The organism is Pantoea sp. LMR881, assembly GCF_027157825.1.
Lineage (GTDB): Bacteria > Pseudomonadota > Gammaproteobacteria > Enterobacterales > Enterobacteriaceae > Pantoea > Pantoea haifensis.
In genome coordinates, this window is record NZ_JAPVOK010000004.1 from 204264 (window position 1) to 228925 (window position 24662).

17 protein-coding genes and 6 pseudogenes are annotated in these 24662 nt (G+C 55.9%); 11 read left to right on the forward strand and 12 right to left on the reverse strand.

Annotation, left to right across the window (positions count from 1 at the left end):
- The first annotated feature begins 257 nt into the window (after nucleotides 1-257).
- Nucleotides 258-2612: pseudogene (locus O3W44_RS25125) on the forward strand (putative bifunctional diguanylate cyclase/phosphodiesterase).
- Nucleotides 2613-3290: 678 nt separating this feature from the next.
- Here O3W44_RS25125 and O3W44_RS21590 read toward each other — a convergent pair.
- Nucleotides 3291-3527 (reverse strand): hypothetical protein, encoded by a 237-nt coding sequence (locus O3W44_RS21590; protein WP_269294620.1) that lies wholly within the window; start codon nucleotides 3525-3527, stop codon nucleotides 3291-3293.
- Nucleotides 3528-4524: 997 nt separating this feature from the next.
- Nucleotides 4525-4884, reverse strand: a pseudogene (locus O3W44_RS21595) (transposase); the annotation flags it as partial.
- Nucleotides 4885-4889: 5 nt separating this feature from the next.
- On the opposite strand from O3W44_RS21595, the gene O3W44_RS21600 reads away from it, so the two are divergent.
- Nucleotides 4890-5705 carry a LysR family transcriptional regulator gene (locus O3W44_RS21600; RefSeq protein WP_269294621.1) on the forward strand — a complete coding sequence of 272 codons (816 nt, stop codon included), beginning with the start codon at nucleotides 4890-4892 and terminating at the stop codon, nucleotides 5703-5705.
- A 120-nt stretch (nucleotides 5706-5825) separates the two neighbouring features.
- Here O3W44_RS21600 and O3W44_RS21605 read toward each other — a convergent pair whose 3' ends face one another.
- Nucleotides 5826-7160, reverse strand: coding sequence for an aminotransferase-like domain-containing protein (locus O3W44_RS21605; protein WP_269294779.1), 1335 nt, complete (start codon nucleotides 7158-7160; stop codon nucleotides 5826-5828).
- A 103-nt stretch (nucleotides 7161-7263) separates the two neighbouring features.
- Between O3W44_RS21605 and O3W44_RS21610 the strand changes: the two are divergent.
- The 6 genes and pseudogenes from O3W44_RS21610 (at nucleotide 7264) to O3W44_RS21635 (ending at nucleotide 12167) form a co-directional block, all read left to right on the forward strand.
- Nucleotides 7264-8152: pseudogene (locus O3W44_RS21610) on the forward strand (DMT family transporter).
- Nucleotides 8153-8481: 329 nt separating this feature from the next.
- Nucleotides 8482-9231, forward strand: coding sequence for a hypothetical protein (locus tag O3W44_RS21615; RefSeq protein ID WP_269294780.1), 750 nt, complete (start codon nucleotides 8482-8484; stop codon nucleotides 9229-9231).
- 649 nt (nucleotides 9232-9880) lie between these two features.
- Nucleotides 9881-10438, forward strand: coding sequence for a hypothetical protein (locus tag O3W44_RS21620; protein ID WP_269294781.1), 558 nt, complete (start codon nucleotides 9881-9883; stop codon nucleotides 10436-10438).
- The gene (locus O3W44_RS21625) at nucleotides 10404-10982 is read left to right on the forward strand and encodes a hypothetical protein (protein ID WP_269294782.1); all 579 of its coding nucleotides are present in this window, start codon (nucleotides 10404-10406) and stop codon (nucleotides 10980-10982) included. The genes O3W44_RS21620 and O3W44_RS21625 overlap by 35 nt, the downstream gene beginning before the upstream one ends.
- Before the next feature lie 14 nt (nucleotides 10983-10996).
- A complete protein-coding gene (locus O3W44_RS21630; protein ID WP_269294783.1) occupies nucleotides 10997-11680 on the forward strand; it encodes an AAA family ATPase in 684 nt (227 codons plus the stop codon).
- Between the two features lie 103 nt (nucleotides 11681-11783).
- Nucleotides 11784-12167: a hypothetical protein gene (locus O3W44_RS21635; protein WP_269294784.1), complete on the forward strand. Its 384-nt coding sequence runs from the start codon at nucleotides 11784-11786 to the stop codon at nucleotides 12165-12167.
- Between the two features lie 31 nt (nucleotides 12168-12198).
- Here the strand turns inward: O3W44_RS21635 and O3W44_RS21640 are convergent, their stop codons facing one another.
- Entirely contained in the window at nucleotides 12199-13062 is an 864-nt protein-coding gene (locus tag O3W44_RS21640) for a hypothetical protein (RefSeq protein WP_269294785.1), read from the reverse strand.
- 274 nt (nucleotides 13063-13336) lie between these two features.
- Nucleotides 13337-14317 carry a hypothetical protein gene (locus O3W44_RS21645; RefSeq protein ID WP_269294786.1) on the reverse strand — a complete coding sequence of 327 codons (981 nt, stop codon included), beginning with the start codon at nucleotides 14315-14317 and terminating at the stop codon, nucleotides 13337-13339.
- Nucleotides 14318-14805: 488 nt separating this feature from the next.
- Between O3W44_RS21645 and O3W44_RS21650 the strand changes: the two genes are divergently transcribed.
- The 3 genes from O3W44_RS21650 to O3W44_RS21660 all read left to right on the forward strand — a co-directional run bounded on the left by O3W44_RS21650 (nucleotide 14806) and on the right by O3W44_RS21660 (nucleotide 16761).
- On the forward strand, nucleotides 14806-15096 hold the full coding sequence (locus tag O3W44_RS21650; RefSeq protein WP_269294629.1) for a hypothetical protein: 291 nt from the start codon (nucleotides 14806-14808) through the stop codon (nucleotides 15094-15096).
- 85 nt (nucleotides 15097-15181) lie between these two features.
- Nucleotides 15182-15961, forward strand: a complete 780-nt coding sequence (locus O3W44_RS21655; protein ID WP_269294787.1) for a hypothetical protein — start codon at nucleotides 15182-15184, stop codon at nucleotides 15959-15961.
- A gap of 20 nt (nucleotides 15962-15981) precedes the next feature.
- The gene (locus O3W44_RS21660) at nucleotides 15982-16761 is read left to right on the forward strand and encodes a site-specific integrase (RefSeq protein ID WP_269294631.1); all 780 of its coding nucleotides are present in this window, start codon (nucleotides 15982-15984) and stop codon (nucleotides 16759-16761) included.
- 230 nt (nucleotides 16762-16991) lie between these two features.
- Here O3W44_RS21660 and O3W44_RS25130 read toward each other — a convergent pair.
- From O3W44_RS25130 to O3W44_RS25140, 7 genes and pseudogenes are all read right to left on the reverse strand, one after another.
- Nucleotides 16992-17299 (reverse strand): annotated as a pseudogene (locus tag O3W44_RS25130) (DUF6404 family protein).
- A 2199-nt stretch (nucleotides 17300-19498) separates the two neighbouring features.
- Entirely contained in the window at nucleotides 19499-19768 is a 270-nt protein-coding gene (locus O3W44_RS21670) for a hypothetical protein (RefSeq protein ID WP_269294789.1), read from the reverse strand.
- A 736-nt stretch (nucleotides 19769-20504) separates the two neighbouring features.
- Nucleotides 20505-20735 (reverse strand): hypothetical protein, encoded by a 231-nt coding sequence (locus tag O3W44_RS21675; RefSeq protein WP_269294790.1) that lies wholly within the window; start codon nucleotides 20733-20735, stop codon nucleotides 20505-20507.
- Nucleotides 20736-21049: 314 nt separating this feature from the next.
- Entirely contained in the window at nucleotides 21050-21172 is a 123-nt protein-coding gene (locus O3W44_RS21680) for a hypothetical protein (RefSeq protein WP_269294791.1), read from the reverse strand.
- 658 nt (nucleotides 21173-21830) lie between these two features.
- Complete coding sequence (locus tag O3W44_RS21685) at nucleotides 21831-22490, reverse strand: hypothetical protein (RefSeq protein ID WP_269294792.1); 660 nt, start codon at nucleotides 22488-22490, stop codon at nucleotides 21831-21833.
- A gap of 33 nt (nucleotides 22491-22523) precedes the next feature.
- A pseudogene (locus O3W44_RS25135) lies at nucleotides 22524-22945 on the reverse strand (relaxase domain-containing protein); the annotation flags it as partial.
- A 1377-nt stretch (nucleotides 22946-24322) separates the two neighbouring features.
- Nucleotides 24323-24639, reverse strand: a pseudogene (locus O3W44_RS25140) (type IV secretion system DNA-binding domain-containing protein); the annotation flags it as partial.
- Nucleotides 24640-24662: the final 23 nt, after the last annotated feature.

Genomic DNA, 24662 nt, shown 5'->3' on the forward strand with positions numbered 1-24662 from the left:
TACGGAAGGCTGCATAATGAACCATCCTGTTTATTTAAAAAAATCACTCTCAAAGAGTACACCCGCGCTGTTGTCCGGCCACCTCTCGTAACGATGTGTGTGCTGCTGGGTGTGTTTTTCTCGGCGGCATTTGGTGTACTGCTCTATATTGCTGACGATCTGAACCTGAAGGCCAGCCAGCAAAGCCGGTTGATTCTGAAGAAAGCTCTGCTTAACCGTCAGAAAGAAATCAGAAACCACCTGACGGATTATGCAGTATGGGGCGAGGCTTACAGTAATCTTTCTCCCCGGGTTAATACAGAATGGGCATGGGACAATCAGAATCTCGGAACGTCCCTGTACAGCGTATTCGGGTACGAAGGCGTTTTTGTTGTTACCGGCGACGGTGTGACAGCTTACAGCGTGGTCAACGGAAGGTATTCCCCACCGTCTCTCCCCGCCTGGCTGGGAAGCGATCCTCTGCCCGGGCTCCGTCATTCGCTCAGCCTGTCAGAGGGAAGAGCCATATCGGGGCTGGTTGTTACCGCCGGGAAGCTGACCATCCTGTCAGCTGCATGGATAACGCCTGAGGAGGGAAAGGCAAATTCTGCCGGCAACTCGCGTCCGTCACTGATGATATTTGCCGATCAGCTGACGCCCGGTGAGCTGAACGACATGGGACAGGAATACGGTATAAAACAGGTCCGTCTTGAAGGAAATACCCCTGAATTTATCCCGGAGGATGGATCCACTTTAGTCGTCTCCGGCAGCGGAGGCAGCGTGAGGCTCCGGTGGGCGGGCGAGGATCCCGGTGGTGCGCTCCTGACGGGGATGCTACCCCTGCTGTTTCTGTCCATGCTGGCGGCCGGGATTATTTCAGTCTCACTGATACAAAGTGCAGCACGTCGGGCCCGGATGAATGATGAAAACACGTTTCTTCTGGAGCAGAGCCGGCTGGCGCTCCTCTCCAGCGAACGACGCTTTCGCGATGTGGCAGAAACCACGACCGACTGGATCTGGGAAACGGATGACCAGCTGCGCCTGACCTGGATCTCCGGGCGCTTTACGGCAGTAACCGGGCATCAGGTATCTGACTGGGCGGGCCGCAGCCTGGCTGAGTTTCTACTGGATGACAGCCATGTGCTTTCTCTGCTGAAGCAGAGCCTGCGGAAGAAAGAAAATCTGACGCTTTCAGCGTGCCGCTACCTCACGGTTCATGGCGAACAGCGTTTCTGCCGGATGACGGTTAAACGCTATTCCATCAGCACGGGCAGGAGCGGTGTGCGGGGTACAGCAACAGACGTTACGTCTGAGCTGGAGACGCAGGTCCGTATACGTTATTTATCCTATCACGATGACCTGACCGGCCTTCCGAACAGGGCCAGACTGAAGGAATTCCTGACCGAGCAGTTACAGAACCCGCCTGATACAGAAAATCCCCTGGCCCTGATGATGGTTGATCTTGATAACTTTAAGCCGGTCAACGATATATACGGACATACGGCAGGCGACAGGGTATTGCATGAAACAGCGTCACGGCTCAGCGACTGCCTGAAGTCAACCGGCCTGGTGACGCGCCACGGGGGTGATGAATTTATCATTGTCATTTCCGAAACCGGGGAAAGGAGTCTGTCGAAAACCTCTGTAGCGCCATTATCCGGGAGGTCAGTCAGCCATTTTATATCAACGGCAACGCCGTCCGTATCGGTGCCAGCATGGGGATTGCGCTGGCACCACAGGATGCGCAGGATATGGCAGGTTTACTGAGATTTGCAGACATCGCCCTTTACGCGACGAAAAACGCCGGCCGCAACGGCTGGATGTTCTATCAGCGCGAAATGGGCGAAAAAATTGCTCAGCGGCAGGAAATGGAAAATGAACTGCGTAAAGCTATTCATGAAGAGCAGCTACGTCTCGTCTATCAGCCTCGTTATGATATAAAAACGTCCCGTGTCACGTCTCTGGAGGCTCTGGTCAGATGGGAACACCCCCGGCAGGGTCAGATTATGCCAGACCGCTTTATTCCTGTTGCAGAAGAAGCCGGGTTTATTAGTGAACTGAGCGACTGGGTAATGCTTACTGCCTGCCGGGATGTGCATGATTTGTTTCCCGGCTTATCGGTATCGGTAAATATTTCAGCGGTTGAGTTTAAGGATGGTGCGCTTTACGGACGTGTACAGCGGGCACTGAAGCTGTCGGGACTGGAAAGCACCCGAATGGAAATAGAAGTTACTGAAAACGCCATGCTGCTGAACCCGGAAAAAACGATACAAATCATGAATGAGATCCGCGTACTGGGTGTTAAGTTTCTCATTGATGATTTTGGTACCGGTTATGCCTCACTGGGGCAGCTGAGGCGCTTTCCCTTTGATGGCATCAAGCTTGACAGGTCGTTTATTATGCCGATAGAGACCTGCCCTGATGCGCGTGATATTGTGGCGAGCCTGATTAATCTGGGTAAAGCCTGCTCGCTGGACATTACCGCTGAAGGTGTGGAAAGCAAGGGGCAGATGGATCTGCTCAGTCAGATGAAATGTGATGTGCTCCAGGGCTATTACATCGGCAGGCCTATGCCGCCTGAGCAGCTGAAGAAAGTGATGCCGGAATTGCCGGGTGTGCAGGATGTTTTATAACGCTACACGGATGTTACTTTCCATGCTGCAGGCTGTGGCGTCCATCTGAACGCTGTCCGGGCCGCCCCGGAATGAATTAATGCGCCTGACGGCTGCCTGCATTACTCCACAGCCGGAGAGCGGGACGATGGCAGCACTGTTCCGGCATAACCGCATGTGCCGGCTTGCAGGGCTTCAGATATCTTCGTCAGGCCCGTGTCAGCCCTGTTTGTAAAACAGCCGATACATGGCCTGGCGGGTAGCTTACCGGGGCCGTTGGCTCTCACGGATGAACGCACCGGTGGGAAAAGTCCGTTTCCTGTTCTGGTTTCGGGGCAAACCGCCGGGCAGAAACATAATACGCCGACCGGTCATCGAGATTAGCTGTGCCGGTGGAAGGCTGCCGGAGCGGGCATCAGCCGTTACTGCACGGGCCGTGCCCATCAGAAGACGTCCGCATACGAACTGATGAAGTGTCCGGGTCACTTTTTACCCCAGCCCACCATTTATTATATTCGTATAATCGCTAATCTCTTTGTATTTCCTTCCCTGTTGCTGATCGCGCCATACTCAGTCCCTGTATGCGCTCTGCTGTGCCTGCAGCAGGTCAGTTATCGGGACATAGCGTCCGGTCTGTATCCTGTTGTCTTTTTATGCACACCGTGAATCCGGTAAAATTTTCCGATATTCTTAAGACGGTTAACGTCGGGCCAGCCTGATGTTCAGGACGTCAGGGTTAAGTTCAGGCGTGGCCGCCCCGAAGCCTGTCGTCCAGGGGATTTCATTAATCATTCCGTCCCGGGAAAAACAGATCCGGTTCTCAGCCATAAACAGGGCCGTAAACCTTCCCAGTAACCGGTTGTTCAGCTCGAAGCTGAGTTCTCTGGCTTGCCGCCGTCCTTCCTGTGTTGAAATATAATCTGTCAGTAGATTCATGCGTTACTCCCGTATACGGATAACAGTATCTTTTGTTTCGGCTGGCCTTTCTATCCGGCTGATTCTTAAAATATTCTGATGGCAAATCACTGCCCTGCCCGGAAAGATAAACTTTCAGGCAGAAAAAGAATGTCAGAAGTTATGTGATAGCGCTGGAGCTGACGTGGTTTAAAATATGAAAATTACTGTAGCGAAAAATAATGCGCCTGATGTGGTTCTGTAATAACGGTCGTATCAGTCGTGCATATTGTTTTTCAGAGCACACAAAAAATAACCGATAAGATATTTTTTGTGCCACGGCTTCATCAGAAAGCCGGGTACAAATTTTCTTTACAGCGCATAGTCAGAAATTCGGGTTCATAGTCAGTGCTGTTAAAAATTTTCAGGCACCTTCAGGGTAATTTCGCAGGGAAACAATGTCCCAGATCAATATTCCACTGGCGCCGTTATGGAGAATTAACGGCTCAACCTGTATCGGGTGATGCTATGCATCCCCTCCGGAAGCGTTACGGATTACGGTTCCGGAGGGTTGTTTTTGCTTGTGTCCGGGACACGGCTGTCAGTAGAGAAGTGTCCCGAATGACTGCCCGTTGCCTGAGATGTGGCGTTTTTCTGCCGCCTGATGAAGCGTACTTTTTATGACAGCTGTGAACGCTGCGAACGGCTTGAAATGACAGAACAGGAAGAATCATGTCTTCTGATTAAACCGCCGTTACTTATAGAGGCCGCCTGGAGAACGGAATCTATGGTCACTCCCGTTTTTGCAACACCGATTTTGACGATAAGTTGGCTTGCTTGAATCTATCCGGCGTCTGAATGGGACTTTATTCCCGCGCCTCGATGAGTTCCGCGCCTGATGAACCTTCAGAAAATATACGGCTTCAATGAGCCTTTCCGTTTTACAGGTTCCTCAACAGGCCGGTGGGCCGTTAATATCATCAATATCAGTATTCGCAAAACCAGATGAGTGATTCGTTAAACCGGTGTATTTCTGCCGTTATGCTTCATAAGTTTGCTGTCGTGCCGTCAGTGCCCAGGCTATTCTGGCCAGCTTGTTTGCCAGAGCACAAGTGACGACAAAGTTGCTTTTCCTGCACAGTAAATCCCTGACCCAATCGGCCAATTTACCAGACTGGTGTTCCAGTTTTTGTATGAATACCCTGGCACATTGAACCAACAAAGTTCGGATCTTTTTGTTGCCTCGCTTACTAATTCCCAGCAATGTCGTCCGACCTCCCGTGCTGTACTGTCGAGGTACCAGCCCTGTTGCCGCCGCAAAGTCACGGCTGCTGGCGTACTGCTTCCCGTCGCCAATCTCAGTTGAAATAGTACTCGCTGTCAGTGTTCCGACGCAGGGGTTCCATGTCCGCTGCGGCAAAAGAGCTTCACGTCGACCATGCCACCGTAAGCCGGCGCATCGCCGCCCTCGAAATTTCGCCCGGTCTTCGTCTCACTGAACGTTTGCCCAGACGTACCGCTCTTACAGAACAGGGTAAAGTCATTGCCTCTGTGGCTGATGAAATGAACAGGATTTCAGACCGGGTTTATATACAGGCTAAGTCGCTGTCTGCTGCGCCAGCGGCTGCTGTCAGGATTAGCGCATCCCCGGCTGTCGCTGCGCTGTTGATTGCACCGGCCGTGGCTGACTTTACGCAAAGTCATCCGAACATCCCGCTCTCCTTATCAGGCGTATCCCATCATGTTCAACTGAACAAAGGCGAGGCTGATATTGCGGTCCGTCTGACAAGACCGGATGATCCCGATTTGCTGGTACGCCGGATCGGGACGATGCGTTTCGGCCTGTATGCTTCACCTTCCTGGCAGGATCGGCCGCCCGAAAGTTGGTCATTCATTGGCTACGAGAAGTCGCTGGATTATGTGACGCAGCAGAAATGGCTGGAATCCCTGCTGAACGGCAGGCGGATTATTTTCAGGGCAAGCGACCTGATGGCACAGCAGCAGGCCGCCAGGAGTGGGCTTGGCGTGGTTACGTTACCCTGTTTTATGGGGGACAATGACAGCTCTCTGATAAAACTGACTGTAAACTCTCCCCCTCCAGGCAGAAGTATGTGGCTGGTTGCCTATCCAGAGTACAGACGCGATCCCTCAGCTGTAATGGTCATGGAATTTCTGGCTGGCGTTGTTGGAAAGGCATGTCCGCCTGACAGTACCTCCTGAAACGTGAGGCCGGAGTAGGTTTGGTTATCAACATATCGTGATGTTGTCGATGTCTGCTGTTGACACAAAGCAGCCTTATGCGGGCGGTAAGTCCGCTATGAGCGAAAAGCGGACACTCGTTCAGAAATCTTTTTCATACTCAATAGTCTCTTTAATCGTAGTGAGTGCCTCGCTCAGTTGGGTCATTGTGACTGAGCCAAGAGCGAGGCGAATAGCATGCGGCACGCTATCTGAAGTGCTGAACGGTTCTGCTGTGGAAACGGAGATGCTTTGCTGCATCAACCGGTGGACAAGTCTGTCAGCCCTTACCTCCTGAGGCAACAGTAACCAGATAAAGTATGAGTTTGCATGGCTTACCCATTCACTGTTCATAAGTATTTTGCGGGCCAGCGCCTGACGTTGGCGGGCGTCGCGTCTTTTCAGCGACTCAAAGCGTTTTATGGTGCCATTTTTAATCCAGCCGCAGACAATCGAAACCATCAGAGAGGGGGTATTCCAGGTCGTTGCCCTGATGGCTCGCTCCAGGGCGATACGCATGCCAGCGGGGCATACTACGGCACCTACACGCAAGCCCGTGGCAATGCTTTTGGCAAAACCGGTTACATAAACCGTTCTTTCGGGCGCATAAGTGGCAAGCGGCGGTGGGGGACGTCGGATAAGAAAAGCATAGGCCGCATCTTCGATGATGAGCAGATCGAACGTTCTGGCAATCAGGGCCAGCTCCCTGCGCTGGGCATTATTCATAACCCAGCCAAGCGGGTTATGCAGCGTCGGCATCGTATAAACCGCACGGAGGCGCCTGCGCTGGCAGATATGCCTGAGTGCAGTCAGGTCCGATCCGCTGGCACTGGCGGGTATCGCCACAAGTTCAAGGTGGTACAGGCTGGCCAAAGCTTTGAAGCCGGGATAGGTCAGCGCGTCAACAGCAACTACATCGCCGGGTTTCAGCAGCCCCATCACGGCAATGCTAAGACCGTGCTGCGCGCCATTGACGATTAAAACATCATCGGCTGAAGTATTCAGGCCGGTGCAATTAAGCCATGTCGCGATTGTCTCTCTGTCGCTTTGTCTGCCCGCATGAGGCTGGTATCGCATCAGGGAAGCCAGATCGCCTGATGTGGTCAGCTGTCGCATTGCGTCGCGTAACCGTTCTGACTGATCCGGCAGGGAAGGATAGTTGAAGTTCAGATCGAGCACATCTGACGCCACTGCGTGCTGATCTAACCCCAGCCCCGCAGGCAGAGAAATCTCCCTGACGAAAGTCCCTCTTCCGGTTTCTCCGCTCACAAGACCCATGGCTTCCAGCTCAGCGTAAACGCGGGTAGCTGTTGCAAGAGACATGTGTTTTTCAGCCGACAGTGCTCTGTGAGTAGGCAGACGTGTGCCCGGCAGGAGCATGCCGGCTCGGATAGCGGATGCAAACTCATCCACGATGACTTTATATCTCGCTTTCATAAATTGTATCTATGACAATTATTTGATTGTAATGAATGCTGGAACTTAGCATAGAGGATGTCAACTTCATTAAAAACGTTATATGAACTGAACGAGGTCTGGTGTGGCCAAAAACAGGGTAAGTAAAACCAATTCAGCTCTGAAGTCAGGCTGGTTAAGCGGGCTGGCGGGAGTGGTCATTTTCAGTGGTTCTTTGCCCGCAACCCGCATAGCAGTACAGGAAATGGATCCCTTTTTTCTGACTTTTTTGCGTGCTTCAGTTGCCGGTGTGCTGGCCATTATGCTGATCCCTTTTTTAAGACAGACACGCCCGCAGCGGAGCCAGCTGATTTCCCTGATTATCGTTGCCCTGGGCGTAATAGTCGGTTTTCCTCTTCTGACAGCAATGGCGCTGCGACATGTTTCCTCGGCACACTCCGTTGTGTTTCTAGGGCTTCTGCCCATGGCAACCGCTGTTTTTGGCGTTGTCAGAGGAGGTGAAAGGCCCAGGCTGGCTTTCTGGATATTTTCTGTAACCGGCAGCCTGCTGGTGATGGGATTCGCCTTATTCCAGGGCGGGGCTATATCTGCAACCGGCGATCTGCTGATGCTGGCCTCGGTCGTTGTGTGTGGCCTCGGCTATGCCGAAGGCGCGAAGCTTTCGCGTGAGCTGGGGGATGGCAGGTTATCTGCTGGGCGCTGATCATTGCGCTGCCTGTGATGTTGGTTGCCACCATTGAGACAATACCGGAGGGCATAAGTAATATAAGCCTGCCGGTATGGCTTGCGCTGGGATATGTATCTCTGTTCAGTATGCTGATCGGTTTTATTTTCTGGTACAGGGGCTGGCCGCTGGAGGCATCGCCGCTGTAGGGCAGTTACAGTTGCTGCAGCCATTCTTCGGCCTCGGGCTTTCGGCAACGCTGCTGTCTGAAACGGTAAGCCCGGTGATGATTATCATAACGCTGGGCGTAATCGTTTGTGTAATCGGCTCGCGCAGATTTGCACATTAAGCCACAGCCACTTCTCCTGTCTTTTGAGATTCTTATAATGTCCGCTTCTGGCACAAAGCGGACATAAGTGCCTAAAGGTCCGATTTGAGCGAGGATCGGACGTTCGCAATCGTTCCCACAACAAATGAGGTAATTATTAACATCGGTTTGTGTTAATGAGCGGGGAACAGGTCATCACCCCAACAGATAATTCCCTAATTTGACTGTAACAAATGCCTGCTAGCGTGGACCTCCAGGGATGCTTAAGCTCGATTAACTGTTTCATTAAACAGTTAATGGGTAAGCCATCGCAATTTTTAGCTTTTAGTCCGCAGAAAAGGATTATTGGGATGATTTTTACTGACGATAAGATGCTGGGGTACGGTAGTGCTCAACGGGCATTCTCAGACGGAGACGAAATTTCTCTGGATGCCAATTACCGGCGCGCTCACCTTCCTTTGGTTAATCCGTCACACCCTGATGTTATAGCCATTGATGAAGACTACTTTATGGGTACTTATACCACTAAACGCAATTCTCTTGTGTTGCCTGTCAGCGATGAGCGTCTGCGCGAGACGGCTATTTTTATCGGGCTTGAAAAGGCACTGCGCAACGCATCTTTTTCCGGGAAGATAGCCTGGGATCTACTGGATAAGCGGAAAAATCTGCTACATGCAACTATAAGTAGCGGGTTGAGTGATGATTGCACCGAGCATGTCACGAAAGCCCTTCAGTCATTTTTAAATACTCCTCCCTGTAAGAAATACAGGCTTGGCGGAATTTTCATTGGGCCGGTTAACACGGGAAGACTGTATTTAAAAGTATATCCGGAAGCAAACGGTGCGGGACACATCTTCGGGGAGATACAGTCACTGCTTGGGCTTAAGCAAACGAAGTTCTTTCTTGTTGGATATTTTAACCTGACAGACCATCTCGACCAGCATCAAACGCAGGAACTTTCTACTATCCTGGACCGCTTTCGTAATGAAACGCTTTGGGAAGATGACATCAGGGAGTTGTGGCTCATTTCAACGCAAGATGATTTAGTATTGAGTGGTAAAATAACAAAAAGATTGTCAGATCTGAAAACTAGCGTTTAAGTCCCATCTGTTCATTCCGCCTGAAGTGACCTGCTTCCTGAATATGACCAGTTCAGATGCCATCAGCGTCCGCATTTGGCACAAAGCGGACATTCACTGAAAGAACAGTTCACGAGCGAGCATCTGCGTCTTCCATTGCCGCTTTTACTTTGTGAATAGTCTGACGTTTAGTGTTAGTGTCATTCGACGGTACCACGCGGTCCCCTTCTAAATCTCATCCTCTCGAATAAACGCTCAGCTCCTTCTGGATCACTCCGGTCTTGTGGTTGCGATGAAAGCTGGCAACACCTCCATGTATAGGCACAATTATTCATCCGCTGTAATATGGTTACCGGTATCTGGTGGGAACGACTACGAGCCAACACTTTAGACTCTAATGTCGGGACGCCATGCTCTTCGTAATACTGTAAGCCGAAGCGTTAGATCTGAGCGTAATTTCAGTAATATAAGCGAATCGGTAATAGAAGCCGCTCATGCCGGTACAGCGTATGCAGAGTCTTTGCCCAAAGCAGGTTTAAGAAGTAATTAGCCTGTCTGTAAGGACCCTGCCTTTGCGCAAAAGAGCAGACACGAACGCTGTCGAACCAGAATGTTAATTAGTCCAGCCTCTCCGTCAGAACAGCTTAATACGATTTATAAGGATATTTGCGTGTTAGAAAGAATTCAGAAAATAACCAGCATCGGCCTCTTTGCCGATACGAAGCCTTCTGCTTTTCCGTTCCGTAAGCTGTCTCTGATATACGCAGATAACGGTCGGGGTAAATCAACGTTGGCGGCGTTGCTCAAATCCTGCGGCGATAATCAGCCGCAGCTGCTGCTCAACCGCCGCACGATCGGATCAACCACGCCTCAGTACGCAGAGCTCCTGTTTTCGCAGGGGAACAGGTCTGCCTTTACTGCCGGGCAATGGAGTGCGCAGTATCACGGCACGCATGTCTACGACCTTAATTTTGTTGAAAGCAGCGTTTATTCAGGCGGCGAGATTAACGCGACGCACAGGAAGCGACTGCTGAGTTTTGCACTGGGCGAGAAGGCCGTCAGCGCGATGAAGGCCTTCAGTGACGCTACGGATGCGGCCGCAGAGAAAACAAGAAGTCGTAAAGCCGCCGAGGACAAGCTGACCCCACACCGTGGCAAAGCAACGCCTGCGGCGTACATGCGTATGAAAAAGATTGCCGGAGCGGCTGGAAGAAATTGCCACCACTGAACAACAGCTTCGTCAGGCGGACAACTTAGCCTCAATCCGTACTCGTAAAGGCTATGACTCCTTTGCCCGCTTCAGGCCCGATTTGGCCGGGCTGCTGGCAATTCTGAACACAACCCATCAGGAGCTGAGCTCACAGGCAGAAGACGCCGTCAGGGCCCATGTGGATCATATCGAATCGGCGGATTTCAAAAGCTGGGCGCACAACGGGCTGAACTTCATTAAAAATGAAACATGCCCTTTCTGTACGCAAAGCCTGAATGGAATCGCCCTCATTGACTACTATCGCGAGTGCTTTGATGAGGCATTCAGCAGGCTTACTGGCCAGGTTGCCACCCTAGATGACCTGAAAGGGCGCGTCATGGGGACGCTGAACTTACCGCTGCTTCAGAGCCGCATAGAGCAGGCAGAGGCGATAACCGATCTCTGGGCCGGTGAACTCGACTTAAAGGTTGAGTTGCCCAATCTGGAGCAGATTAAAGCACGTTATGAAGAGCTTGATGCGCTACTCACGCAGCTTGTTGTGCAGAAAAAATCTCCCCGCTGACGGCCCTGGATAAAATGCTAGCTGATCGCTGCACTGCGCTGCTGGATGCAATTAATGATCCGCTGGACGGATTTAATGTCAGCGTGACCATCGCCAACGCGCGTATTGCTGAATTTCGTGAACAGCTGGGTCAGCTTCCTGTTGCGCAGCTGCGTGCGCGGCTGAATGAGCTCAACGAAAGGCAGAAGCGGTTTTCAACTGAGGTTATCGCACTGATCGAATCCTGTGAGCAGGCTAAGGCGGCGGAAAAGCTGGCGCTGGATGAAAAGGAAGCGCGACGGGAGGCTCTGAGCGCCATCATGCGCAATACGCTCGGGCAGTATGAACAGACTATCAACAAGCTGCTGATAAACTTTGGCGCGCGATTCAGTATCCGGGAAATCAGCTACAACTACAGCGGCGGCGGTGAGCCCAAATCAGAATATGCCATTGAGCTGCGCGGTGAAAAACTGGCCCTGAGCGGCGAGGCATCCTCTTTCAGAACGTCCCTGAGCGAAGGCGACAAGCGCACGCTTGCCTTTGCCTTTTTCATTGCGGTGGTGGTAAGCGATCCCGGGCTGCAGAATAAAATCGTAGTGATTGACGACCCCATGTGCAGCTTGGATAAACACCGCCGCACCCAGACCCTGAGCGTGCTCAAAAAGTTTATGATGGCAGCCGGCAGCTCATCGTCATGGCGCACGATATGTACTTTCTGAAATCCCTGCTCGACGAGTTTGAAAAGAAAAAGGAATCGCAGAACGTGGCCTGCATGCGCATTGTGCATGCTCAGGAGACCACAGTCATTTTGCAACGCTGGACGTGGATCGCGAATGTGAGTCCGCCTATTACAGCAACCACAGGCTGGTCAGTGGCTACCTGGCCGGAGAGAACTATGTCGCACGCGAAGTAGCAACCGCTATCCGACCGCTGCTGGAAGGTTATCTGCACCGGCGTTATCCTGGACACGTAGCGCCGGGGCTGCTTTTTGGTGAGATTGTAAGAAAAATTGCCGGGGCAGGCTCTGACAGTCCGCTCTGCCACGCCGCCACGCTGGTTGACGAGCTCAATGAAATCAACAGCTATGCCGGCAAGTTTCACCACGACACGAACGCGGCCGCCGGAGCTGAAAACGTCGAACCCGGGGAGCTGCTCGCCTACTCACGCCGTGCGCTGAGCGTCATTTACGGTGGCCGCGTGGCATAGCTTACCGCGGGTTACGCCCGCGGCCTTTCCCTCAGCGGACCGGATGCAGCGCGTAAATCCTGCTGTCGTATTCAAATATCTGAGATTGATTGCATGAGCCGGCTGCGTTCACCACGCCCCGCAGATTTCGTTTCTGCCGGCGAGTCAAAAGACAGAACTGCCTGCTGAAACTGTGAATTTCCAGCTCCTGAACCGAGCAGATGCGCAGCGCGTGGCTGAAAAGACCCATTTTTTCCATAATGGCGTGTTTGTCCGGCTCAATGACGCGGATAAGCGACTCCGCTTTGCGTATTTTGGTGCGGATGGTGTCGATGGCCGTTGCGGCATCCGTCACGTTTGGTGCCTTGATCCACAGGGGCTCATGATGAAAAAGCCGGTTGCGGTACTCCCTGAGTTCCACGATCAGATCCTGGATTTTTTGCCGGGCGTTTTTTTCAGCAGGTGAAATGCTGTTGTAAAGCCGGAACACGCGCCCGGTGGATATCGGCCACAGAAAGCTCCGGTTTTTTCCGCTGTTAGGCGCGGCAAAGTCATTGTTGAGGATAAAGTGCCAGGCGCTGAAGTCGGTCGCCGCCACGATCTGATCATGGCTCCACTGCGGCAGCGGATAAGGGCGCTGCTTGTTCTTTTTCTGCTGCTTTTTCCATGCGTCGTCCAGATTACGGATGGCTCTGTCAATTTTACCGTAAAAGGCCGTGCCGGCGATGGGCTTTGCGCAGCCAAGCGCGGTATTGTCCCACCACTTCTGCCCGAACCGTCGGGTCGCCTCGGTGTCGACGGCGTTGCGCAGGGTTATTTCCAGGTTCTGCAGCGGGGTAAATTGCGCCAGCTGCCAGCTGGCTCCAGACGTAAATCCCGTAAAGTTCGTGGTCGTGAACGGGTTTAAATGTGACAATGTAACTCCCCAGCCGCGGACTCGAAATCAGCGGCAGAACGGCGTTCAGCGGCGTGTTGAATGGCATTGCAGCTCCTTTAGCCGGTAATCTGGTGCGTGATATCAGGTTGACGCATTTTACCGCATCCTGTATTATTAATCGGAATCCGCCTGCAGCGCTAACTTCCCCTTAACTGGTTCTAGTCGCGCTGCATCACAGGCAAAGCGTTACTGAAGGCCCACCTATGGTGGGCCTTCCTCGTTTCTGCGCTCCGTAACCTTCCCTGGCCGCCCGTCACGGGTGTGCATCGCCGTCATGGCCGCTGAAGATACTGTCGACCCCGGCGCACAGGGTCTCCGCGACCTCCTGCAGCGTCACGGGATTTTCACCCTCAGCTATTCCGTTCGAATAAAGGTGCAGTTCTGCGCGCCCTTCCCGGAAACAGAACCCCATTTTCCAGCCTTCCCCATCAGGTACGGCTAGGCCGTACGGACCATCGGGGGTAATAAGCCTTCTCTCCAGAACCGGCAGTTCAAACTGCCGCGTGGCCGCGTTCCGCACATTACGGGTTTTCAGGGCATCCAACGTCACGATCGCGCGCCATGCGCCGTGCTGATAGTCTGGCGGACTGAAAATATCACACCGGCAGTATTTACCCAGCGCGCCGGCCGGGCCGTTCAGCATCAGCGGCGGCGCCAGCAGGGCCTGGCGGATTTCACTTGCGTCGCGCAGCACCGTTGCAAGACCGATACCTGCAGGCGAAAGGATTTCGCGGTAGGCGCGCATCAGGGTATCGATCCCCCGCAGCGACGTTTCAACAAACAGCGCAAACGTCATGGCTATGCCCCGGGGGATCCATACGGCATACTGCAGCGTCTGCCTGGCGCGCAGCGAAAGCGCCGGAGCCGCGCGCAGCAGCACTTCGTTCATGTCATCTTCAGACTCAAGCCCGAGAATGCTGCACCAGGCCGCGTTAGTGGTCCGGGGCCAGTCAGCGTCGAACCAGTCCTGCTTCAGGGTGGCGCCCGCCGCGCGGGCTACCTCCTGATCGAGCGCGTCACACAGGCTGCTGGATATGCAGAACAGGCGCAGCGGATCCTGCATCGTGACGTCCATGATGGTGCGCGCCATCGCGGAGCGCGCGATTCTCATTGCCGCAGAGATTCTTTCCAGATTCTGGACCGTAGCCGGCTGCATATTCTTTATGTTCATCGAAGTGCTCAGTTCGCCAGTTGGGATGTCCGGATCAGGCTGAGCGTTACCTTTCTTAATCATATACATCCTTTTCTCTGATTATTATACTAATAACACCTAGCAGTATCTTTATTGTTTTTAGGATAACATTAATCAAGATGGGTGGTAAATTCGATTCCGGGATAAATTAATACCAATTTACACCATAAGTATATTTTATGTTCAGCTGCTTTTACGGGATCCGGTTTCTGTAAGAACCGGATCTTAAAAAGATATCGGTTATTTTTGGAACAAAATGAAAATTTGTGCTATACTATACAGTGTGTTACAGGATTTTTTCACATACCTGATTCGTAACTCACCTGCTGCTCATCACTGCATTTTTTCATGCTTTATGGTTTCCGCAAAATCCCCTATGAAGGAATAAACCGGATCTTTCATTGACACCGGTCAGATAATTTCGTGAGTGACTGTTAGCAGTGGAATATTTTACAAAGGGCAATGGAATGTCTCTTCTGAAATAATAAATATTAATAACTAATTTATATCTAATGATAAGGAAATCAATAATGAACAAAGAAACTAAATGGGTGCTTGAAGAAGTCATCGATATTCTTCGTGTGTTGGGCCACACAGGTCTCTGGTATCACGAAGAACGGTTCGGTCATCTGCCAGTCACACGCATCATCGTCTCTGACGACAACCGTACGTTGGCAATGTGGTCTGACGAGAAGAAAGCTTGGGAAATCTGGCCTGCAGCATTAACCGTTGTCTTCAGACAGAAAAGTGCGATTGCAGCAACGGGTCAGGCCGTGACCGGAGAGTGGATGTTCCAGAGAATGACAATAGAACCGTCCTGACTCTTAACCAAGAACTATCAGTTCGTGAGTGCCCCTTAGAATTCTCAGTTATGTAGCTGAACACTCACTTAACAGGTGACATGTTATGCATGTTTTGGTTGTAACGAGCTTACGCTTCAACAAAGGAAAACTGATGCGAACCGAGCAGATCGCTGACAGTGTGGCGGCAGCTGTAACTCACCCGGTCACGGTTCAGGTGATTAATCAGGGGGCCGGAATATGGGGGAACGTGGCCACCGGTTTGATCACCGCTGGCGCGGCGATTGCGGCCGTAATGCTGACGCACCGGTTTACGCTTAAGCGTGAAAAGGCGGCAGCCGAAGGTAAGCAGATAAGAGAGCGTTACTTCATAGGCACCGAGCTGGTGTTTATGTTGGAAAGATTTTCCCAGCGATGCGCCCCGGCTGCTTATGAGTCAGGTTATTACGATCATGAATCAGGCTACATTCAGGTGACGCACGATTTGCCAGACATCGACTACTCATCCATTACTGGTGACTGGCGCTCACTGCCGCAGGATCTCATGTATCGGTTGATTCAGATCCCGGTTTTACAGGAAGAAGCGCGCAAGTCGGTAGCTGCCGCGTTTAATAACGACTCCCCCGGGATGGTGATGACGGTCTGTATGAACTTAATAAACAGTCCTGCAGGCTTGGGCTTCGTGCAATACGTCTTTCGCGGGAACTCAGACGTCTTTGCTCAATGCCGGAAGATGAACTGTCAGTGCACCCTGGTCAGCATGGCGGACGCTGTCCATCGTGCGAGCCCGGATTATCGACACCGATTTGCGCCACGCACGCAGCCACTACAAAATGATGTCAGAACTCAGCATACCCGTCGCAGTAAGCAGCTCGCAGGCATCTGATAATGAAGAAGGGATCGAACATGACCGGACTCGTTTCATACGGCTACGCCACGCCGCCTGCGCATCTACCTGTGGCCATCGATTATCCCGCGGCTCTGGCCCTGCGTCAGATGGCCGCCCTCGTTGACGACCTGCCAAAATACCTGCTGGCACCGGAGGTCAGCGCCCTGCTCCACTTCATGCCCGACCTGCGCCGCAAGATGCTGTTCACCACCCTATGGAACACCGGCGCGCGCATCAGCGAGGCGCTGGCGCTGACCAGAGGGGACTTTCTGCTGCGCCAGCAGTATCCGTTCGTGCAACTGGCCACGCTGAAGCAACGTGAGGAAAAGGCGGAGCGCCGTGCCGGACGCCTGCCTGCGGGGACCGTGACGCATCGCCTGGTGCCCCTTTCCGACGCTCAGTACGTGACGCAGCTGGAGATGATGATCGCCACCCTGCGGATTCCGCTCGAGCGGCGCAGCGAGAAGACAGGCCGGACGGAAAAGGTCCGGCTGTGGGAGGTAACCGATCGCACCGCCCGAACCTGGCTGAATGAGGCGGTTGAGGCGGCGGCGTCAGAGGGCGTAACGTTTTCAATCCCGGTGACGCTGCATACCTTCCGGCACAGTTACGCCATGCACATGTTATACGCAGGCATACCGCTCAAGGCGCTGCAGAGCCTGCTGGGACACAAGAGCGCCAAGTCTACCGAGATATACACGCGGGTGTTTGCGCTGGACGTGGCGGCCCGGCACCGGGTGCAGTTTCAGATGGAGGGAACTGATGCTGTGGCTATGCTCAAGAACAACAGCACCTGACTGTATGTGAGAAAACAGCAACTATTTAATGGTTTCGGGCATGCAGGATTTACTTTCACGTCTGGAGTTTATATACCTGATTAAGTACGCAGTAAGCATAAGAACTTCCCTAATCCAAGCCATATTAAATGTCTCATTTGAGGGGCGGGAGCGTTTGGGATTTTCAATCCTGGACGCGACGGACCGGCAACCGCAGGGCGGCAGGCCGTTTTAAGCTTGGTAAAGGAGAGTTAAAGCTGCTCCCAGTCCGGCAGACATTTGGCTTTTCGGCGCCTTCGTAAAATACTCGCCATGATGAGCCCAAATAACAGGCCGGCAGCCAGCGCTGTTATTACGCTGGCCAGCGGGCTGTACCCCCGTGATTGCCATGTGATAAACCACATCATCCATCCCCAGAACACGCATAGTAACCACCCAGCAGGATCAAGGTTGCTCCAAAAACTGGCAAAAGTGCCGGCCGCTTCTTTATGCCCAGCCACCACAGTAGCCGATAGGTAGCAGGGATACGCTGGCTTCTGCGCAGGCCGGTTGCAGCCATCAGCGCATAGGCCTTTTTTCTTTTGCTAAATTCTGCATCTTTCACTCAGTAAACCTCCCTTTAAACTGTATACCAGACCTTATAACCATACCGCACCAAGCACCGGAACGGCAACCCTTTATTCAATCAGCTTTTCCTGTGACAAGTACGTTCATCAGTCCTAGGTCTGAATACGCATAGCGCAGCAGCTGCAGGCCCGGCGAAAAATACCGCCGTATTCAGAAAGGGCGGCAGCCACAGACTCATGTTATGCATGGCCATACCGGCCAGCGGCGGCGTGATAAGCGCGCTCACGCCCGTGCACAAACACTGGACGCCAGGATTGCGCCCCGCCCAAAGCGTCCCTTTTCACGCGTGACCAGCTGCGGATGCGGCAGCAGGGTCACCGGCATCATGCCCGGGCGGTGTGCATCTCCCGGATGCGCGCCGTTTGCGGCGTCCGTCAGGCTATGCGCTGCAAGAGAAATTCTCCAAGACCGCCCCCGTTGATTCAGCTTCGGTTTCACTGCAGCAAGACTCCACCGCCGCCCTTACTCCAGCGGCGAAGCAGCGTGCCTTCAGCCGGAACTCAGGCACCAGGTATCAGCATCATCAGGGAAACTGCCCGGTGGCCGCAATCAGCAAAAAGTCATAGGGCCGGGCCCTCGGGGGTCTTTGAGGTTTATGGCCAAACTCAGGCTCAGGTTTGCTGGGCTTGTGGCGCATCACGTTCACTTCGTCGTTCATCATTGCCCGGTCCTCACGCTCCCGGCGACGGGTCGTAGTCGCGGTAATCAAATGTCTCCTCTTCCTGCAGCTCTTCCAGCGCCGCTGCCAGCGCGACTTCGCGTTCGCGGTCTTTGTCCGCCGGTGCCTCCCCTGCCCGTCATCCTGTACTGCCGGCTCCGGCACCTTCTCCTCCTGACCCAGCGCAGCCCAACGGCTTTCTCCAGAGCGTCCCGGCTTCGGGTGGTCCAGCTCTTCGCCTCCGGATGCAGCGGCGGTTGCCGCTATCGCAGCGCAGCGCTTTGCGTGCCGTTCACTGTGGTCAGCAGCAGCACGACAGGGCTTTCCGGGTTGTCCCTTCATCGCGCGCAGAGCGTCTCCGCGACATCCGGCGGCTTCGCCTTTCCGTGCTTTTCCCCGCGCTGCAGCACAATGCGGCTGCCGTCCGCTGCCCCTTCGCCAGTGGGCGGTCGCAAATCCGCCTCCCGCTGGAGGGCGACACCCGGAACGTGCCAGTTCCCGCGCTGACAGCCGTGCTCGTTGATAACCAGCCAGAGCATTTTCCGACGTTTTCCCGGCCATAAAGCGCGCGTCGCCGTGAGGTCCTGATCGACCCGGTCTGCCAGGCGCGTGCCCGGATACCGACAGGCTTTGTCCCCGCGCCTGTATCTCCCGGTCAGCCCGCACGTCTTCCCGCCCGCATCCAGCACGTCATGCACTGTCAGCGCAGTCCGCTTTACTCTCCACGCAACCGCCCAGCCAGACAGGTTGTCAAGTAGGTCTGAACGTGCTTCACGCACTGGCCTCCAAAAAGCTCTACGTCGGTACTGTCCATCGCCGCCATCCGCCCTCAGCTCCCTCTTCGCCAAGAGACCGACTGAGGTACTTCACGGACGCGCCCTGCGAGCTTCTTGGGTGTTGACAGCGTAGACCGTGGTCCATGAGGATCGGCTCGCCATAGTGTGCGGCGGCGGATCGAAAGCACGTTGCCGGTCGCAGGTATCGATGAGAATTTTCCCTCCTCCGTAATGCCTGATACCCGGCCATGTCGCTGGCGCGCACGTTGCGGTCGCGGTCCGTCGCGGTCAGGCGGATTTTCGCCCGGGCTGATGTCGCGTGACCTCCTCAAACACCGCCACGTCCTCCTTGCGCATCTCGGCGGGATTGATCAACGGTCCGGCGCGCCATCAAGACCGTCATGCGTACCACCGCTCTCCGTATCAGTTTCTCCGACCCCGGTAATACTGCTCGCCCCGACGCACCACGTTGCCCTCCTGCGCCTCCCAGAACTTTTGCCGGCCCAGATCGGCATTGCTGTTGTTGACGCGTACCAGCAGCGGCACCGTGAGCGTCTATCACCCAGCGCGCCCTGCGCCTGCGGCCGGTTATGCACGGCGCTCGTTGAAGTAACCTGCGCGGTCGGCGTTGAGCTCCGCCACGATAAGCGCGTGTTCTCGCGCGCCTCCGGCGTCCGGCCGGCGTAGTCGTCGGCAATCATTCCCAGTCGGGTCGGTTTTCGGCCTCCCCGCCTGCAGGCCCTGCCGCCTGTACCAGCTTGCTCCCGTCCATTGCGCTGCTCTCCGGAACGTATGCGCCCGGCTGGCGCAGCACGCTCTGCGGGCTGGTGTCCGCTGTGATGCGCACCGCCTCCCACGCGTTGCCGGCAATAACCGCCTCCACGGCGAGGCCTGAGCGCAGAGGGATCTGACGCACGATTTCCTTCATCACCGCGACGTCGGCGCTGCGCTCAGGAGCCAGATGCAAACGGGGCGCCGGACTCCAGCGACTTCAGCTGGTCCCGGTCCCCCCGCTCGGCACAGCGTCCGCCGCCTTCCGCAGCGATCACGTTCATTAGGCAGGCCAGCTGGGCGTTGCCGTTCATGGAGGATTCATCGATAGACGAACACGGTGTTGGAAGTCGCGCGCCTGTCCGGCGGCCTGCCACTGGCTGCTTTCGCTCAGAAAGCTGGCAATGGTCTGCGCCGGGATACCCGCGTCAGACAGTTCGTTGACGGCGCCGTAGTGGGCGCCAACCCGCGAATGTCCGGGGCGTTGTCTGCGGCGGCGAGTGCGGCTGCCACGGTGCGGAACTGCGTGGTTTTCCCACGCCGGCATAGCCCCTGAATGGCGGCATAAAGCGATCATAATTGGTCAGAATGAGGTTGCCCGCCTCTCGCTGTACGTCAATGAGCGCAGCACTCTCCCCGTTCGACGCTACCGGACAGCAGGAGAGGTTCCACGCTGCTTTTGCTCAGCGACGTGGCGCAGGATGGACACACCTCGTTCTCAAAGTTCTCGCGCGAGATGTACTTCCCCGGCCGCGCCCTGCTCCGCGCTGAGTGCAAAAATCTCCCCGCGCTGCACCAGCCAAAGTGAGCTCCTCCTACTCTGCGCGCGCCGGCGTAATGCTGCAGTCTGCGCTTATCACCCCGGCCAGCGCCCGGACGCCCGTGAACGTCGTCGGTGCCGGTGGCTTTCTCGATGGCCAGCCGCATCGCGCTCAGCTGCGACATCTTCCGGGACTCAGCTCGCGCAGGGCGTCCGTCAGCTCGCTTTGTCCGGCGAGTGATTTGATGCCTGCGTACGCTGTTCCACCAGGCCAGTTTTCCTCCAGGCGGCGGCCGATGAGCGGCGCCTCGTCCAGCGGGGTGAATGCAATCACGTACGAGCCGCTGCGGCGCAGCATGTTGACGGTCGCGTCGTTCACACTCCCTGCCGCCAGCACCGCCACCACGCTTCCCGCTTCATTGCGGCGCGTGGCGCAAAGACTCGGCGTAGGCGTAGTCTGCGTAGAGCGGCGCGTTGCGGTCGAGCTGATGCGATCGCCCTTTGCATTCTCCATCGTGATGGTGTCATAAGAACCAGCGCCCCGCCTTTACGCCGGTAACGGTCAGCCGCTCCCCGCTGACGGCGCGGCTGCCGAAGAGATCGGCCGTGGCGCTGGCTGTCGCCTTCCGCAGCTCCAGCTTCTTCTCAGTAAAAGCGGTGTGGCTGTCGATGCTGCTCGTCTCATGCCCTGCGTCTGCCCCTTTTCGTCTTTCAGGGTCAGCGGGTTATGCCAGCATCGCGCGCGGCGATGGTAAACACCGTTTTCTGACCCTGACCCTCGTGATGCTCCAGCACCATGCCCGCACGGGTACACGCTGCGGTCGTTTCAGCTGGTTGCATCCAGTACTTTTTCGGCACCCCGCACCGTGGCCTCGCCCAGCTGCGAACCGAGCTGCCCCTCGTCGGCAAGGATTTCCCGGGTCGGGTCGTGAGCTGGTCGCGCGTGCGCGCATTGCCAGCCTGCAACGACACCGCCCGCCTCTGCGCCTTTTCCTGCGCGTAGTAGCGTGCCGCCACGCTGAGCGGTCCTCTACCTGTCCTTCTGCCATCGTCACGCGCGTTTTCGGTTTTCGGTGAAGCGGTAAACTGGCTACGCCCGCCGCGCTCAGCACTTCCGACGCAAAACCTGCCGTACGCCGTGCGTAGGTATCGGTCACCAGCGTAGCGCCGTGTCGTGCTGCGCCGCCGTCTTCAGCACGTCATTGCAGCCCGGATGTGTTGAATCGCTCGGCCTCCGCGACCAGCACCAGCGGAGCGCGCCGGCAACTCAGCAGCTCATCTCCTCCGCCGTCATAAGATGTACGCCAGGCTTATCCCCAGCTCACCAGCTGGCGCTTACGCGCAGCCGTCGGCGGCAACCACTATCCGCGGACGCTTATTCTCGCTGGCCCATTGCCATGATGCTGCGGTTCCAGGTCGCTGATAAACTGCGTGCCGCCGCGCACGTCAATCAACGACCTGGCCCGGTCGGCGTCAGCCACCTGCCAGCACGCCCCGTTCACCCGCCGGCGCCCGTCCCCGCCTGCGCGCTTTCCGCCAGCCCGGCGGCCAGCTGCGCCAGGCGCGCCTCGTCGCGGACGTGGGCGGCGGTGGTGAACAGCGTCTGATTTTTGTCTACGGCGATCAGCTGGCCGCGCCCGATGGCGTTATCAATGGCCTTGCGCGCCTGCCCGTAACTCCCTTCACTGGCAGGCACGTGATTGAGCACGCTGGTCATCACGTCGTCGTAGGTCACACGCACGCTTTTCGAGGACAGCCGATCAATGGCTTCCCGCACCGCGCCGTCCAGCACAGATGGCGTGGCCACCTTTTCTCTTCGCCGGCGCTTTAGTTTCACGCTGCTGGCGGCGCTCTGCTCAGTTCTTCCCCGAACGTCTGCGTCAGAGCCGGTATCTTTCGGGACCGTCTGCCAGTGCTCGTGCAGGGTCTCCGAGTCTTCAAAGTGCTTGGCCTGCCGGGAGATCGAGCGCGGCCATGCTTTTCTGCTTTGCCGTGGCGTTGTCGCCGACGGATCGAGAATGTCCTGCCGACAAGAGAAAGGAAGCTGCAGGAACACGCCGGTAATCCCCCACTCCCGCTGGGCTGAGTCCTCGGTCTGGTAGCCCGCGGGCTCGATGATGGAACGGAAATGACCGCGATAGAGCGCCCCGATGCTCACCTGCTCGTTCCAGGCGGCGTCAGTGAAACCCTGTTAGCGCGTTAATATCAGTGGAGAGGTTTTCCAGCCGTTTTGCGAGAGCGTGGCGTTGGCCACAACCGCATGCGTGTGCATCGCGCCGGGTCCAGGTTGCGGCTGGTGTCGTGCATGAAAGGTTGCGATCACAAGGTTGCCGGTCTTCTCCATCTCGGTGATGCCGTCGGTCATCGTGCGCGTGGTGGCGGTTTCTCCACCTCGTCCAGCGTGCGGCACACCGCCTCCTTGTGTGCGTCCACCAGGAAGGGTGTCCCGGTCACGAGGGCGAGCACCGAGGCACTCTTAGGCGCGGAGAAAGTCAGGTCACCAACCCGGACGGTGTTTGTTGACCGCCTCCATACGGCGCGTAATGACGCCGTCCGACAGCTGGCCTTCCAGCACCGCCACGAAGGTATCGCGTTAACCGGGCCCTCAAGGCCGTTTGTCCCGCGCCGGTGCCCGTACCACTCCGTGGACTGCTCGCCGAGAAAGTAATAGTTATCTTACGATTGTTCATAATAGGCGCCGGCCTTGCCCGGCGTTTTAACTGCGGAAACTGCGAAAGCATCGGTCACCTCAAAAACGATCGTCAGGGTCGAAGTCGCGGTGTTTAACAACGTCCACCGGCCGCAGGAGGATTTTCTCTGCTGCGGGCTGGAGCAGGAGAGCGCCAGCGCGGCTGCTGCTGGCGGGCTTTCGGAGCTGCGGGCGGCGGTAACGCCGTTACGCGCCCGCCAGCTTCAGCAGCCGCTGCCATGCGCCGATGAGGAGGATGCCGTTTCCGCAAGTGCCGTAGCGTTTTCAGCGGGCGCCGCATCTGCGAACCTGCAGCAGGCACGACATTACCGGCGTTCTGTTCCTCTGCATGAGCTGCCGCTTCAGTCGCGTCACCAGGCAGCCGCCCGACAATCTGGCCGGCCTGGTTGTCGGCGGTTTCGCCCGCAAGCGTCGCCTCGATGTCCGGGTCAAAAACGTCTTCCCCGTCGTGCGGGATGCGCTCGCCGGCGATTTCGCGGTAGGGCTTCGGGGCAGCTTCATGCGCACCGCCAGCCACTCGCCGGGCAGGGTGATGGCAGCACTCCAGGTCGTTGAGGCTCTGGACGTCGGAATAGCTGACCCAGGAACTCGTTGACCCTCGTCTTTGGAGAACTGTCCGCCGTCACGGATGATGTCGATGCCGTAGCTGTACTGGTCTTTAAATTTTCTTGTGTCGCTGTTCGCCGATTTCCTTCTGCACCCAGTCCGCTATCGATCCGCTGGGCGCGCGGTAAAGACGCGGGTGTTCAGCGGAGTCCCAGATGGATTTGGCCGCGTTGGTGCCGTGGGTTTCTTCCAGCTGTGGGAGTTCTGCGGGCCGGCGACGGTGCAGCCGCAAACTTACGGCCCTCGGCGCAGAACTCCGGCAGAATGGGCAGCTTGTGCAGGGACGGCAAGCTCGTCCAGAAAAATCCAGATGCGGCGGTTTGCGGTCGGCCCTGAGCCAGGATACTGGACGTATCGCCGACCACGCGCTCAGCAGCGGCTTCAGCGCGTTGTGTGGTTCTGGCCGTCGCTGGAGATGAAAATCCACGGGTTGTCGCCGCTCGCGTCTTCGATTGTGCAGCCAGTCGCGGATTGAACGGACGGCGGCCGTCCTGATCGAGCCCCTGCGGGTGGCGCAGCGAGCAGACGTAGGTGGTCAGGAATGAATGAGATTGCGGGTGGTCATCGCCGTTTTCTCGATACTGCCGTCCACCAGGTTCGCCGCGTCGATGCCCTCCAGAAACGCGCGCAGGTCCGCCGGGCTGATGGACATCAGCACTGTTCCTTAGCTCCGCAATGCGCTGCGGGTCGTTTTTTGCGGCACGCGCAGTGACTACAAACAGCGATCCCGCCGACAACACCCAGAACGGATCGCTGTTGCCGCTGCTGTCAGGAAGCAGCGAGGTCGCAAAGTTTTCAAAGTCTCCTACCGTTTTGCACTCTTCCCACAGGTCCCACGGGGTCAGCGCGCGTCGAAGGGGTTGAGGATGAGGTCTTTATCCTGACGGTAAAAAGTCCCGGGATAAATTATTGCCTTGTCATACACGATGACGCGATCGCCGCGCTCGCGCAGCTGGCGTAACAGGTCGTTCAGCGCGGTACTCTTGCCCACGACCCGACGGTGCCGTGGAGGCC